General features: G+C 48.2%; 12 protein-coding genes. All 12 read right to left on the bottom strand.

What is annotated here, in order from left to right; all coding sequences use genetic code 11:
* Positions 1-166: 166 nt before the first annotated feature.
* Entirely contained in the window at positions 167-4,474 is a 4,308-nt protein-coding gene (locus B2899_RS02265) for a PolC-type DNA polymerase III (protein WP_146808957.1), read from the bottom strand.
* A gap of 182 nt (positions 4,475-4,656) precedes the next feature.
* A complete protein-coding gene (locus B2899_RS02260) occupies positions 4,657-6,366 on the bottom strand; it encodes a proline--tRNA ligase (RefSeq protein WP_286883721.1) in 1,710 nt (569 codons plus the stop codon).
* Positions 6,367-6,531: 165 nt separating this feature from the next.
* Positions 6,532-7,791, bottom strand: coding sequence for an RIP metalloprotease RseP (gene rseP, locus B2899_RS02255; RefSeq protein WP_146808955.1), 1,260 nt, complete (start codon positions 7,789-7,791; stop codon positions 6,532-6,534).
* 45 nt (positions 7,792-7,836) lie between these two features.
* Positions 7,837-8,976 (bottom strand): 1-deoxy-D-xylulose-5-phosphate reductoisomerase, encoded by a 1,140-nt coding sequence (locus B2899_RS02250; protein ID WP_146808954.1) that lies wholly within the window; start codon positions 8,974-8,976, stop codon positions 7,837-7,839.
* Positions 8,977-9,020: 44 nt separating this feature from the next.
* Complete coding sequence (locus B2899_RS02245; protein WP_246147232.1) at positions 9,021-9,806, bottom strand: phosphatidate cytidylyltransferase; 786 nt, start codon at positions 9,804-9,806, stop codon at positions 9,021-9,023.
* 22 nt (positions 9,807-9,828) lie between these two features.
* On the bottom strand, positions 9,829-10,605 hold the full coding sequence (locus B2899_RS02240) for an isoprenyl transferase (RefSeq protein WP_146808990.1): 777 nt from the start codon (positions 10,603-10,605) through the stop codon (positions 9,829-9,831).
* Between the two features lie 63 nt (positions 10,606-10,668).
* Positions 10,669-11,226 carry a ribosome recycling factor gene (gene frr, locus B2899_RS02235; protein WP_146808952.1) on the bottom strand — a complete coding sequence of 186 codons (558 nt, stop codon included), beginning with the start codon at positions 11,224-11,226 and terminating at the stop codon, positions 10,669-10,671.
* A 5-nt stretch (positions 11,227-11,231) separates the two neighbouring features.
* Positions 11,232-11,954, bottom strand: a complete 723-nt coding sequence (pyrH, locus tag B2899_RS02230; RefSeq protein ID WP_146808951.1) for a UMP kinase — start codon at positions 11,952-11,954, stop codon at positions 11,232-11,234.
* Positions 11,955-12,067: 113 nt separating this feature from the next.
* Positions 12,068-12,961 carry a translation elongation factor Ts gene (gene tsf / locus B2899_RS02225; protein ID WP_146808950.1) on the bottom strand — a complete coding sequence of 298 codons (894 nt, stop codon included), beginning with the start codon at positions 12,959-12,961 and terminating at the stop codon, positions 12,068-12,070.
* A 121-nt stretch (positions 12,962-13,082) separates the two neighbouring features.
* Entirely contained in the window at positions 13,083-13,793 is a 711-nt protein-coding gene (rpsB, locus tag B2899_RS02220) for a 30S ribosomal protein S2 (protein WP_146808949.1), read from the bottom strand.
* A 199-nt stretch (positions 13,794-13,992) separates the two neighbouring features.
* A complete protein-coding gene (locus B2899_RS02215; RefSeq protein WP_286883714.1) occupies positions 13,993-14,496 on the bottom strand; it encodes a DUF6115 domain-containing protein in 504 nt (167 codons plus the stop codon).
* Positions 14,497-14,533: 37 nt separating this feature from the next.
* On the bottom strand, positions 14,534-14,857 hold the full coding sequence (locus tag B2899_RS02210) for a hypothetical protein (protein WP_286883712.1): 324 nt from the start codon (positions 14,855-14,857) through the stop codon (positions 14,534-14,536).
* Between the last annotated feature and the right edge of the window lie 86 nt (positions 14,858-14,943).

The raw sequence follows: 14,943 nt of genomic DNA, 5'->3' as shown, positions 1-14,943 counted from the left end.
AAGAGTGGGTTTCCCCACTCTTTGCGTCATAGCATTACGTATACTTAGTATTACCAAAAAGTATTATAGCATAATCACGAAACCGAGGCAACAACGGCCAAGACTGGAATGAACCCGGTAAATCGGATGTAAGAATCTTCCTTGCTATCCTTTATCTCTCCTGACTCTAAAACAGCGATAGCTGGTTCGTCTCGGGCAGGCTGCTCAGACACCCCTGCTGCTGGAGAAGCTCGATTACGGAACGGGAACAGCGCGCACGCTGCTGCAGGTCTTCGACGGACAGGAATTCCCCTGCCTCACGCGCTTTGACAATGTTGAGCGCGGCGCTCGTACCGACCCCTGCCATTGCATTGAACGGAGGAATAAGGCTGTTCCCGTCGATAACGAACTGTGTAGCATCAGAGCGGTAAAGATCGACATTTTGGAATCGGAAGCCCCGTTCGCACATTTCAAGACACATCTCAAGCACCGTAAGCAGCGCTTTTTCTTTCGGCTGCGCGTCGTTGCCTTTCTCTACAATTTCTTTAATCCGGGCGCGAATCGCGCTCGCTCCCTGTACCGCAAGCTCCACATCGAAGTCGTCCGCCCGCACCGTAAAGTAGGTAGCATAGAAATGGATCGGATAATACACCTTAAAGTACGCAATCCGTACGGCCATCAATACGTAGGCTGTAGCGTGCGCCTTCGGGAACATATACTTAATTTGCTTACACGACCAGATATACCAATCCGGTACGTTGTTTTTCTTCATTTCCTCTTCCATTTCGGGCGTGAGGCCTTTTCCTTTCCGCACCGACTCCATAATCTTAAATGCAAAAGACGGTTCAAGCCCTTTGTGCATCAGATAGACCATGATGTCATCGCGGCAACCAATTACGTCTTTTAACTCGCATGTGCCGTTGCGCACGAGTTCCTGCGCATTGTTCAACCACACGTCCGTACCGTGTGAAAGCCCGGAAATCTGAACCAGCTCGGCAAAAGTGGACGGACGGGTATCCTCAAGCATCTGACGAACGAATTTTGTACCAAACTCCGGTACGCCAAGCGTTCCAACATTACTGTCAATCTGTTCCGGCGTTACACCCAGCACCTCTGTACCGCTAAAAATCTTCATGACTTCCGGGTCGCCAACCGGGATCTTCTTCGGATCGATCCCGGTCAAATCCTGCAGCATCCGAATGACCGTCGGATCGTCGTGCCCCAGGATATCAAGCTTCAGCAAATTGTCATGAATGGAATGGAAATCATAATGAGTCGTGCGCCATTCCGCTTCCTTATCGTCCGCGGGATACTGAATGGGGCAGAAATCATAAATTTCCATATAATCAGGCACAACGATAATGCCACCCGGATGCTGCCCCGTCGTTCGCTTAACGCCTGAACATCCGGCGGCGAGGCGGCTCATTTCCGCACTGCGCCAAACTTTTCCTTTTTCTTCGGCGTACTTGCGAACGAAACCATAAGCCGTTTTCTCTGCCACCGTACCGATGGTACCGGCACGGTAAACATAATCTTCTCCGAACAGCACTTTCGTATAGTTATGTGCGTGCGGCTGGTACTCCCCGGAGAAGTTCAGATCGATGTCGGGAACCTTGTCCCCTTTGAAGCCAAGGAATGTTTCGAAGGGGATATCATGCCCATCGCCCGTCATCGGAATGTTGCAGGTCGGACAGTCTTTCGGAGGCAGGTCGAATCCGGACCCGTATTCCCCTTTCGTAAACCATTCACTGTGTTTGCATTTTGGACAGCGGTAATGCGGCGGCAGCGGATTCACCTCAGTAATCTCTGTCATCGTGGCAACGAACGATGAACCGACCGAGCCCCGGCTCCCGACCAGATAACCGTCATCGATTGATTTCTTTACCAGCTTGTGTGAAATCAGATAAATAACCGCAAAACCGTGTGTAATGATGCTGTTTAATTCTTTCTCCAGACGCTTCTCAACAATTTCCGGAAGCGGTTCTCCATACAATTCTTTCGCTTTGTTGTAGCTCATCGAACGAATTTCTTCGTCCGCGCCTTCAATTTTCGGCGTATACAAATCTTTCGGAATAATTTCAAGCTCTTCGAACCGGTCCGCAAGCATATTCGGATTTATTACGACGACTTCTTTCGCTTTTTCCTCGCCCAAGTATTTAAACTCTTCAAGCATCTCCTCCGTCGTGCGGAAGTGGGCATCCGGCTTATATTGGTCTTTAAGCGGACTAAAGCCGGTGATGCCATGGATGAGGATTGTGCGGTAATCCTTCTCGTACGGATGCACATAATGTACGTTGCCTGTCGCAATGACCGGAATATTCAGCTTCTCACCGATTTCGACAATCTTGCGGTTGGCCTCCATCAGTGCGGCTTCGTTTGGCACAAGCTGCTTTTCAATGAGATGGCGATTAATCTCAATCGGCTGAATCTCCAGCACATCATAGAAACGGGCCACCTCTTCCGCTTCTTCTGGACTTTTATTGAGCACTGTTTCGAAGAGCTCGCCCTTTTCGCACCCGGAACTAATCAACAGGCCTTCCCGGTGTTTTTGAATCTGCGCCCGCGGAATACGCGGCGTCTTGTATAAGTACTCCGTATGGGACAGAGAAATAATTTTGTATAAGTTTTTCTTGCCGACCTCATTCAAAGCATAAATATTGCAGTGAAACGGACGCGAATTCTGCAAATCCAGACCGACATGGTTGTTCAACTCATTTAGATTGGTAATCTCCCGCTCCAGCACATCTTTTAACATATAGAAAAAGACATGGCCGGTCGCTTCTGAGTCGTCAACGGCCCGGTGGTGGTTTTCCAGGCTAACGTTAAACTTGCCCGCCAATGTATTAAGTCGGTGGTTACGCATGCCCGGATAGAGAAAACGGGCCAATTCGAGCGTATCGAGGAACGGGTTCTCCATCAGCGGCAGTCCGACCTGTTTGCAGCTTGCATGGAGAAAGCCCATATCGAACTTGGCGTTGTGCGCTACAAGTACCGCGTCGCCGACGAAGTCGACAAATTCGCGGATAACCTGTTCAAGCTCCGGCGCGTCTTTAACCATGTCGTCTGTAATATTAGTCAACTGTTGAATGTTGAGCGGAATCGGTTCATGTGGGTTGATGAACGATTCATAGCGCCCGATGATTTCACCGTTCTTCATCTTGACGCCGGCCAGCTCGATAATTGTGTTATTGACGACAGACAAACCGGTTGTCTCCACGTCAAAAATAACGTACGTATCGTCAGCCAGCAGTCGATCCTGCGGTTGATGAACGATGACGGCCGAGTCAGGCACGACGTTCGCTTCCATACCGTACAAAACTTTGATCCCGTGTTTTTTCGCAGCTGAAAATGCCTCGGGAAATGCCTGGGCAACTGCATGGTCAGTGATGGCAATCGCTTTGTGTCCCCATTCGGCCGCCTGTTTAATCAAGCGCTCAGCTGATGCGATGCCGTCCATCGCGCTCATGTTCGTATGGCAGTGGAACTCAACCCGCTTTTCTTCCGCATTGTCCATCCGGGATGCCGATGGTTTGATTTGAATTAAATCTTTCGCCATCATAACCAGTTCACGTGCGAATGTGTCTTCCTGAATCGGGCCCCGCACACGGAGCCAGATGCCGTTTTTAATTGCCGAAAGCTTCGGCACATCGTCTTTATCACGGGCAAATATCTTCACCTGCAACGAATCCGTATAATCGGTAATGTTGAACGTGCACAGCGTACGGCCGCTGCGTAGTTCGCGTATTTCCGCACCAAAGACCAGCCCTTCGATGCAGGTACGGCCCATTTCTTCTTGAATCTCGCAAATAGAAATGGACGGTTCTTTGATGTCGTATCCGATTTGCAGCACGTCCACCGCTGCTGCCGCTTCTTTGCTAGCTTCGACTTTTTCCTTTTCTTTCTGCTTCTCCAGCAACGCTTCCATCGCGCGGCTACGATCTTCCTCTTCCCGCTGCTCAACAAACTGCTGGTAGGTTTCTTCGTTTTGCGCTACATGATAGGTGACCGGAAGCGACTCCCCGCATAGCTGTTTCATTGCACGAACGATCCACTCGTCTACCTGACGCTGTTTCATTTTCTCAATGGCAAATGTATCAAGCACGCCCAATTTTATTTTATTGTCCGTAACTTCATAAGTCGCCTTTTTTAAATACGTAGATGTCGAATTGATATGCGGTGAGACCCTTTCAACAATCAACGGCCAATATTCTTTTATGAATTCCGGCATCGACACAGGGCGAACGTACCGCATGTCGCAATCGACCGCAGCGATGTTTTGAAATGCCTGTACCAGTTTGGCATAAAAAGCCTGGTATATGTTCAACGGAAGCAGTTCGGGAAGCTGCAGGAAGAAATGCCAGCGTTTCTCCTGGCGGTATACTTCCACTTTCTCAATAAGACCGCCGGAAAAATATTTTTCGACAAACTCAGGCGGAATGGCCAATTGCTGAAGCAAAAGCCCGAAGCGTTCTTGCTTCACCGCGTCGTTTTCCATACAAACAAGCACCTTCCTCCCGAAAAAAATAATGCGGAGAAGAAGGAAAAGAAAGAAGAGAACGAAAGGATGATTTCAATGAAAAAAAGGCGAACGCCTTTTTCTTCTCTGAATCCTCTTCTCTTCTTTCTTTCCTCCTGATTTCCCACTCTATTACTCTATTACCTGCCTAGCATCTATTTTTATTGCAGAGAAGCGGCCAATTCTTTAACATAAGTCAAAAGCTCGTCCACATGTACGTCTTTGCTTTCGCCCGTTTTCCGGACTTTACACTCAACAAGACCTTCGCCTGCTTTGCCGCCGACAGTAACGCGAACGGGCAGGCCAATGAGGTCTGCATCTTTGAATTTCACGCCGGCACGCTCCGGACGGTCATCAAGCAGTACTTCGTACCCTTCTTTTTGAAGCTGCTCATAGATTGAATCAGCCAGTTGTTTTTGTTCTTCGTTCTTCACATTCACTGGCACAACGTGTATCTGGTATGGCGCCAGCGACCACGGCCAGATGATTCCGTTCTCGTCATTGTTCTGCTCGACACAGGCAGCCACCGTACGCGAAATACCGATGCCGTAGCAGCCCATAATCATCGGCTGCTCTTTTCCGTTCTCGTCGAGGAACTTGGCACCCATCTTTTCGCTATAGCGCGTACCGAGTTTGAAGACGTGTCCCACTTCAATTCCTCGCGCAAATGCGATATGGCCGCCACAGCGCGGACATTCGTCTCCTTCGATAATATTGCGCAGGTCAGTATATGTTTTGACGGTAAAATCGCGACCCGGCACAACGTTTTTATAATGATAGTCTTTCTCATTTGCTCCAGCCACCGCTCCGTTCATATCTTGGATGGCGAAATCAGCATAAACTTCAATGTCTTCTGGCAAATTGAACGGACCGACAAAGCCAAGCGGAATTCCGAGCTTGTCCAACTCTTCTTCCGTTGCCATGGTCAGCACATTCGCATCCACGATATTTTTCAGTTTTACGTCATTAAGCTCGTGGTCCCCACGCACAAGCGCCACGACAAAGCGCTCATCCGCTTTAAATACAAGCGCTTTGATAAACTGGCGGGCTTCCATATCAAAATGGTTCATCAATTGTTCAATTGTTTTTACATCAAGTGTTGCCACTTTTTCCATCTCAGCCTGAGATGCGGTGCGTTTTTCTGCAGACTTATAGACGACTTCCGCTTTTTCGAGATTCGCCGCATAGTCGCAGGATGTACAATAGGCAATCGTATCTTCACCAATCTCAGACAACGCCATGAATTCGTGCGTGCCTTTACCGCCGATCGCGCCGGCATCCGCTTCGACCGCACGGAATGTCAGACCTGCCCTTGTAAAAATGCGGGTATAAGCGTCGTACATGTCCTGATAGCTTTTGTCCAGACCTTCACGGGTCGTATCAAAGCTATAGGCGTCTTTCATGATAAATTCACGTGAACGAATGACTCCAAAGCGCGGACGTACTTCATCACGGTATTTTGTTTGAATTTGATATAAATTAATCGGTAGTTTTTTGTAGGTGTTCAAGTTATCACGCACGAGACCGGTGACAACTTCTTCGTGTGTCGGCCCAAGCACGAAATCACGATTGTGGCGATCTTTCAGACGCATTAATTCGGGACCGTATGCATCCCAACGACCCGTCTCCTGCCATAGTTCCGCCGGTTGAATGGCCGGCATGGAAATCTCCTGGGCGCCGGCGCGATCCATTTCCTCCCGCACAATTTGCTGTACTTTGCGCAGAACACGGTAGCCCAACGGTAAATATGTATAAACGCCGGATACCAATTGGCGCATTAAGCCAGCCCGTACCATAAGCTGGTGACTTACAATCTCCGCTTCCGCAGGCACCTCCCGCAATGTAGGCAGAAATAGCTTGGACTGTTTCACAACACTGTACCTCCTGTATATGCTTATTATATCTATATACTTTCATGGACGGAAAAAAGAAGGAGAGAAAGAGAAAAGTAAGAAAACACAACACCTTCCTTTTCTTCTCCTTCTTTATCCTTTTTCCCGCACCACGCAAAATATCAAAGTGCTACATGTGATTTTTTAGAAAAAACGCTGAATGTCGTTCCAGGTTACGACCAGAATTAATACCATCAAGAACGCAAAGCCAAGGAAATGCACCATGCCTTCTTTCTGCGGATCAATCGGGCGACCACGCAATGCTTCAAGGCCGATAAAGACCAGACGTCCCCCGTCGAGCGCCGGCAGCGGAAGCAGGTTCATAATTCCCAGGTTCACGCTCAACGCCGCCGCCCACTGAATGAGTACAACCAGGCCGTTTTCCGCAGCTTTATACGTATAGTTAAAGATGCCGACCGGTCCCGACAGTTCCTGCACAGGGACTTGGCCAGTAAACAGTTTACCCAGCATTTCATATATCAGTTTTGAGAACTCATACGTAGTGACCGCGCCATACTGAGCAGCTCCGACGAATGATTTAGATGTCGGCGAGTAGACGCCGATTTTGCCGATCTGGACTTCTTTGTCCCCCTGCTTCTGCACTTCTTTTGCAGGAACTACCGGGAGAGAGAATTGTTCACCGCCTCTCTCGATAATAAACATAAGCTCCTTGCCCGGCGACGTACTCACTACCTGTACAATATCTTTCCAGGTGTCCATCTGCTTACCGTTAATGGATAACACCTTATCTCCCTGCTGCAGACCGGCTTTGGCCGCTGCCTGGTTTGGAATAATCTGCCCGATAACCGGCTTGTCAGATGGCACACCGTACGCCAGCCCCATTACTGTCAGCAGCACAAATGCAAGCAAAAAGTTGGCGAGCGGTCCCGCAAAGATAGCGGCGGCCCGCTGTCCGACCGTCTTGCTGCCAAACTGACGATCATACGGCGCAATCTGCGTCTCTTGATTATGGTGAAGCATCATTGCCTGCGGGTGGACCGGGTAACGAACTTCCTCGCCGTCTTCGATGCCACGAATAAACAGCTTATGTTCCAAATCCGTCTCTTCTACCGTAACGACAGTCGCTTCCGGGTGGTTGCGAATGTTCGTTAAAATCATACGCGTCACTTTGCCGTCTTCATCAAAGATAAGGCCCACATCCTGCCCGCGCTGTATCTCAATGACTTCCGGGTCCTCTCCTGCCATGCGGACGAATCCTCCAATCGGCAGCAAACGAAGCGTATAACGCGTTTCCCCTTTGACGAAAGAGAACAGCTTCGGCCCCATGCCGATAGCAAATTCGCGGCATAAAATTCCGGCACGTTTGGCCAGCAAAAGATGCCCTAATTCATGGATAAAGACTAACAATCCAAACACAAGAACAATGGCTAAAACCTTTACCAACGGGGTTCCACCTTTCCTGATTGTTTGGCCCTTTCATCAGGCCGGTTAATACTCTTCTGCAACTTGACGCGCCCACCGGTCCGCTTCCAAAATGTCTTCAAGCCCTGGATCTACAACGACCCGGTGCTTCCCCATCGTGTATGCGATCGTATCTTCAATCGCCAGAAATGGAATGTCTCCGCGAAGGAACCGCGCCACCGCCACTTCATTGGCCCCATTCAGCACCGCAGGCATCGTGCCCCCCTTTTGCCCCGCCTCATACGCAAGTGCAAGACACGGGTAACGCTCAAAATCGGGCGCCGCAAAGTGAAGCTTTGCAATCTTCACCAGGTCAAGTGGTTCAGTTTCCAATTCCACTCTCTCCGGATAACTCAATGCATACTGAATCGGAATACGCATGTCCGGTGTTCCCAGTTGAGCCATCACCGCACGGTCCGTAAACTCCACCATAGAGTGGATGATGCTTTCCTTATGGAGAATTGTGTCAATTTTGGCATACGGCAAATCGAACAACCAATGAGCTTCAATGATTTCCAATCCTTTATTCATCATTGTAGCCGAATCGATTGTAATTTTAGCCCCCATACTCCAATTCGGATGAGAAAGGGCTGCTTCTACCGTCACGTCTGCCAGCTGCTCCCGTGTTAAATCACGGAACGAGCCGCCTGAAGCAGTCAGAATGATTCGGCGTACAGCCGCTCTGTCTTCCCCCTGTAAGCACTGGTAAATAGCCGAGTGTTCGCTATCTATCGGTATGACGGAAACGTCATGTTCTTTCGCTTTTCGCATTACGATATGGCCCGCTGTGACGAGTGTTTCCTTATTAGCCAGGCCAATCGTTTTTCCCGCTTCAATGGCCGCAAGCGTCGGTGCAAGCCCGGCACTTCCCACCATGGCCGAGATAACAAAATCAGTGTCAGGATGGGTCGCTGTTGCGAATATCCCTTCTTCTCCCCACATTACTTTCGTATGCGGGGGCAGTTCATGTTTTATTTTTTCGGCCAACTCTTTTGTCTGTACCGAAATGAGGTGAGGCCGAAACTCCCGAGCCTGTTCGGCCAGCAATTGAATGTTTCTTCCGGCTGCGAGCGACACGACCGAAAATCGGTCGGGATGCTGCCGCACAATATCAAGCGCCTGTGTTCCTATTGATCCGGTAGAGCCTAGAATGGCTATTTTTTTCATACTTCCTCCTAAAGGACGGTCAACCTATGCCTTTTCTTCTCATTTTATAACAATTGAAGCAAATGCAGAACGGGAAAAACAATGATTAAACTGTCAAATCGGTCAAGCATGCCCCCGTGTCCCGGCAAAATCGCCCCCGAATCTTTTACGTTTAACGTACGTTTGATGGCTGACTCCATCAAGTCTCCAATTTGTCCGCTTACCGAGATAACAAGCCCGATAAGCAGCGCATGCGGAATCGTAAAGGTCCCGGTGACCAGCGAAAATATAAGCATTGTGACCATTGTCAAGATAATACCGCCCAGCGATCCTTCAATCGTCTTATTTGGGCTGATAGACGGCCATAATTTTGTTCTGCCGCGATATTTCCCAACAAAATACGCTCCCGTATCGGTTGCCCACGTACCAAACAAAATGGAGAGCATTACGGCAAGGCCGTTCGCCATTCGGGTTTCGTTCATAAAGTGAAACCCGATGCCAAGATAAAACGCGCTAAAAAAAAGATAGGCGATATGCTGATATTCTACCCGGTTCTTCGAAGCTACGGTAATGAACAAAAGCAGCAGAATAAATAAAAATATGACATCGCCCCGCAGCGTATTTCCGCTCCACACCAGGTCAGGAAAGAGCAAAAGCCAAAGCAAAACAAGGCCGGTCAGCCCGTGCCAATCCATTAACCGGATATGATTCATTCGGATTAATTCATAATAAGCAAGCGTAGCAAGAAAAAAAACAAGGGCAGTAAACCAGATGCCTCCTTGATAGACGACAAGAAGAAAACCGGCTCCCCCCAATACCCCTGTAATTACCCGTGTTTTCAAGCGTTCCACCTCTTACCTGGCGCGCCTTCCATTACGTTAGCGCCCCGTATCGTCTGTTCCGCTGTTGATATGCTTTGACTGCTTCGTAGAAATGTTTTCGGGAAAAGTCCGGCCAGTACACCTCACTGAACCAGAATTCGCTGTAGGCCAGCTGCCAGAGCATAAAATTGCTTAGACGAAGCTCGCCGCTCGTGCGAATTAGTAAATCGGGATCAGGCAGTCCGCGGGTAGTCAAATGCGAGCTAAACGTCTCTTCATCAATTTGATCAATGGTAAGCGTTCCGTCTTTGACTTCTTGCGCCATTTGTTTAACTGCGCTAATCATCTCCGCCCTGCTTCCGTAATTCAGCGCAAAATTGAGGATTAACCCGGTATTCTCACGGGTCTTATCCCGTGCTTCCACCACGGCTTTCAGCGTATAATCGGGCAAATCTTCTTCATAGCCCACCATACGCACCTGCACGTTACGCTCGATTAACTCTTCTAATTCGGTCGCCAGGTATTCCTGAGGCAAACGCATTAAATATTCTACTTCTTCGGCAGGACGCTTCCAGTTCTCTGTCGAAAAAGCATACAGGGTCAATACTTCTACACCGATTTCATCTGCCGCCTTCGTAATCTCTTTTACCGTTTTCATGCCGGCACGGTGTCCGGCCACGCGCGGTAGCGCTCGTCTCTTTGCCCATCTTCCGTTTCCATCCATGATAATGGCAATGTGTCTTGGAACATTAGCAAGATCCAATTCATATTCATTCAGCAGCGGATCATTTTCCGATTTTTGCATCCACCTGGTTAGTTTATCAAGCATACGTACGTTCCCCCGTACTATCAAATATATCATAAACCCCCTCACCTACGAGGGGGTTATTTGTTACACTTCCATGATTTCTTTTTCTTTATCGGCGATGATTTGGTCTACAAGCCCTACATGCTTGTCCGTCGCTTTCTGTACCAAATCCTGATTATGCTTCATGTCATCTTCCGTAATATCGCCGTTTTTCTCCATTTTCTTAATGGCATCGTTAGCGTCACGACGAATGTTACGAATAGCAACTTTTGCTTCTTCGCCTTCTTTTTTCGCCAGTTTTACAAGTTCCATACGGCGCTGTTCCGTAAGCGCCGGGATCGAAATACGAATAACATTCCCGTCATTGGTCGGCGTCAAGCCCAGATCGGATTTAAGAATCGCCTTCTCAATCGGACCCAGCATTGTTTTCTCCCAGGGCTGAATCACAAGCAACCGCGGCTCCGGTGTGCTTATGTTCGCCGCCTGGTTTACCGGCACCGGCGATCCGTAGTAATCGACTGTAATTTTGTCCAGGAGAGAAGGTGTGGCTCTGCCGACGCGCAGGGTAGCCAGACCCCGCTTTAAAGAAGCGATGGCTTTATCCATTCTCTCTTCGGCTTCTTTTAGTACTTGCTGTGGCATCGTTATTATTCTCCTTTCACGATCGTACCAATTTTTTCGCCCATAATGGCTCGTTTAATATTTCCCTCTTCCATAATGGAGAAAACAAGGAGCGGAAGATGGTTATCCATACACAGGCTAGAAGCGGTAGAGTCCATTACACCTAACCCTTTATTCAACACTTCTAGATACGTGAGGTTTTCGTATTTCTCAGCGTTCGGATCAAGCGCCGGATCGGCAGAGTAGATGCCGTCCACTTTGTTCTTCGCCATCAGTATCACTTCGGCTTCGATTTCAGCCGCGCGAAGCGCTGCCGTCGTATCGGTGGAGAAATATGGATTGCCTGTGCCGGCTGCAAAAATAACGACACGGTTTTTCTCTAAATGGCGGACAGCTTTTCTTCTTATGTAAGGTTCGGCAACTTGCCGCATTTCAATTGAGGTTTGCACGCGCGTAGGAACGCCAACTCTTTCCAGGCCGTCTTGCAGTGCCAGGCTATTCATCACGGTAGCCAGCATGCCCATGTAGTCGGCCGTCGTACGGTCGATTCCTTTTGCGCTTCCGGCCAGGCCGCGCCAAATATTACCACCACCAACAACGATGGCGACCTGTACGCCCAATTCTACAATTTCTTTAATCTGGTGAGAAATCGACGTAATCACATCGGAATCGATCCCATATCCAACATTTCCGGCGAGAGCCTCTCCGCTTAATTTTAATACAACACGTTTATACGCGGGAAGTGGCATTGAAAAACAACTCCAATCCTCTTTAAAATTCTTCGCTGCTCGTAAGAAGATTTCCTGCTTTTTCCGCAGTTTATAAAATAGGGAACACCGCGTGTTCCCTACTTCATTCGCTTTTAGGCGTTATTTTTTTTAGTTTGCGCCATTACTTCTTCTACGAAGTTGTCGGCTTTCTTTTCAATGCCTTCGCCTACTTCATAACGAACGAAACGCACAACGTCCGTGTTGTTCGCTTTCAGAAGGTCTTTTACTTTCTTATCGGAATCTTTTACGAAAGTTTGTTCAACCAAGCAAACTTCTTCGTAGTATTTGTTCAGACGGCCTTGCACCATCTTTTCAACAATATTTTCTGGTTTACCTTCGTTCAACGCTTGTGCTTTCAGAACTTCGCGCTCTCTTTCAAGCTCGCTTGCATCCACATCTTCGCGCTTGACATACGTTGGCTTTGCAGCAGCAATTTGCATGGCAAGGTCTTTTGCCAGTTCTTCGTTCGCAGTGTTAGTCATTTCGATCAGCACGCCAATGCGACCGCCCATGTGAAGATAATGGCCGAACAGGTTTCCTTCCGGTTTTTCCAGAATTTCAAAACGACGAAGGTTCATATTTTCGCCAATGGTTGCGATTTTCTCATTCAGCACTTCTTGCAGCGTTGCACCCTGCCCTTTGAACGCTTGCCCCAGCGCTTCTTCTACGCTTGACGGACGCTGGCTCAGCAGGTGTTCCGTAATTTCTTTTACGAATGTTTGGAAATTCTCGTTTTTGGCTACGAAATCGGTCTCGGAGTTTACTTCCACGATGCAGCCCAGGTTTCCTTCCACAGCAACAGCAGTAAGGCCTTCAGCAGCAATCCGGTCTGATTTCTTTGCAGCTTTTGCAATTCCCTTCTCACGGAGAAGGTCAATTGCTTTTTCCATGTCTCCGTCCGTTTCTTGCAACGCTTTTTTACAATCCATCATGCCTGCGCCTGTTCTCTCGCGCAGTTCTTTTACCATGCTTGCACTAATTGCCATGAGAAAATCCTCCTACACATTTGTTAAGTTTAAAATATAGGGTTTACGTAACTTTGCTTTATTGTAACAAAAGGGCGGAAAAAGGTTACACCCTTCGCCACCCTTACATTGCTCGCGGAACTTATACAGTAGCTGCAACCTCTTCACCAGATCCCTGGTTTGCTTCGAGAACCGCATCCGCCATTTTTGCTGTTAACAATTTTACGGCGCGGATGGCATCATCGTTGCCCGGGATAACATAATCGATTTCATCCGGATCGCAGTTCGTGTCAACAATACCTACGAGCGGGATGCCAAGTTTACGGGCCTCCGCAACCGCGATACGCTCTTTGCGGGGATCGATTACGAAAATTGCATCCGGAAGTTCTTTCATGCCCTTAATACCGCCAAGGAACTTCTCCAGGCGTTCTTTTTCTTTGCGAAGCAAGATAACTTCTTTCTTCGGAAGAAGTTCGAAAGTGCCGTCGTTCTCCATTTCCTCCAATTGGTGCAGGCGAGCCACACGTTTTTGGATTGTGCTGAAGTTCGTCAGCGTACCACCCAACCAGCGTTGGTTAATGTAATACATGCCGCAGCGCTGCGCTTCTTCAGCTACAGACTCCTGCGCCTGTTTTTTCGTTCCAACAAACAGAATTTTACCGCCATTCGCTGCAATTTCACGAACGAAGTTGTACGCTTCTTCTACTTTCTTTACGGTTTTTTGCAGATCAATAATATAAATTCCGTTACGTTCGGTGAAGATATAGCGGGACATCTTCGGGTTCCAGCGACGAGTCTGGTGACCAAAGTGCACACCGGCTTCCAGTAATTGTTTCATAGAAATTACTGCCATCTCCACGACACCTCCTCTAAAATGGTTTTTTGTAATGCCTCCGCTCTTCGCATCTCCGAATGAGACTCACACGTTACCGTGCAAGCACCTTCACCCGGATTGAAGAACGTGTGTATTTTCACACCGTTTGTAAATATACCATAGGTGTTAAAAAAATGCAACAAGCTGGTATGAAAATTTCATCGTCTACCAGGAGAGATTAGTTTGCAGCTAAAAAACCCTGCTTTTTCAACATTTGGATCACCATTTCTACCTCTCCGTCACCTATCCCCAGCTTACGGGCAATATCGTGCGGAGACATCCCCCCGGAGTACAGCCGGGGGATATCTTTATAGTCGTCTTTTAGAAAATGCGGAAAGAGAAGGGACGAAGCGGCTTTTTCGTGCAGCAAGTCACCTGCAACATGCTGTGCAGCCGTTACCTTTTGTGCTAATTCTTCGTTTTGTTTTTCCAGTTCAGATACTTTTTGTCTAAGAGAAGCTAACTCTTCCTTCACGCCGGCCAATTCCATATCCGTTATGCGTTTAACCTGTGCAATGGAACGCACCAGTTCTTTGTTCTCCTGCTCAAATTCAGTTATCAGCGTATGAAGTTTTTCTTCAGCCGCCGCTCCCTGTGTCGTTCGCTCACCATTGCCTTTCAAAAAACGAAGCAATAGCAGAAGGACAATAACAGTAAGAGCGGAAAGCCAGATTTCTATCATGTATTTTCACCAACTATCCGTGGGTTATGAAAAGGTATTAAAGTGTAATGTCCAGGCTATGCCCTTTGTACGGATGAAGATTTGGTTTTTCCGATTCGCTAAAGGCGTAGTTTTTCTTTTTCTGTTTTCTAGAACTCATTCCCTGTTCGCCCGAACTCCCTTTGTCTCCCTGGTTAATATGGTTTTTGGTCGCTTCTTCTGTTTTGGCTATGCGCGTTCGGTTCACTTCGTCTTTTTGCTCTTGCTCAAGCGCCAGGCCTGCCTGTTCCTGCTGCGGCCTTTCCTGCAGATGCTCTTGTATTTTTCCTACATCCTGCATACGCGGAATGGCGATTTGCAATTCAAGTGCGCGCAGTGTCATCCGGACCACCTCTTTTCTTTGAAAATCATGAGGAAAGAAGGAGAGAAAGAGAAAATAAGATCCAAGGAAGAAAAAGGCCTTCGCCT

The organism is Aneurinibacillus sp. UBA3580 (assembly GCF_002375825.1).
Taxonomy (GTDB): Bacteria; Bacillota; Bacilli; order Aneurinibacillales; family Aneurinibacillaceae; genus Aneurinibacillus; species Aneurinibacillus danicus.
The sequence above is the reverse complement of the archived record's forward strand: the minus strand, read 5'-3'. Positions and strand labels throughout refer to the sequence as shown.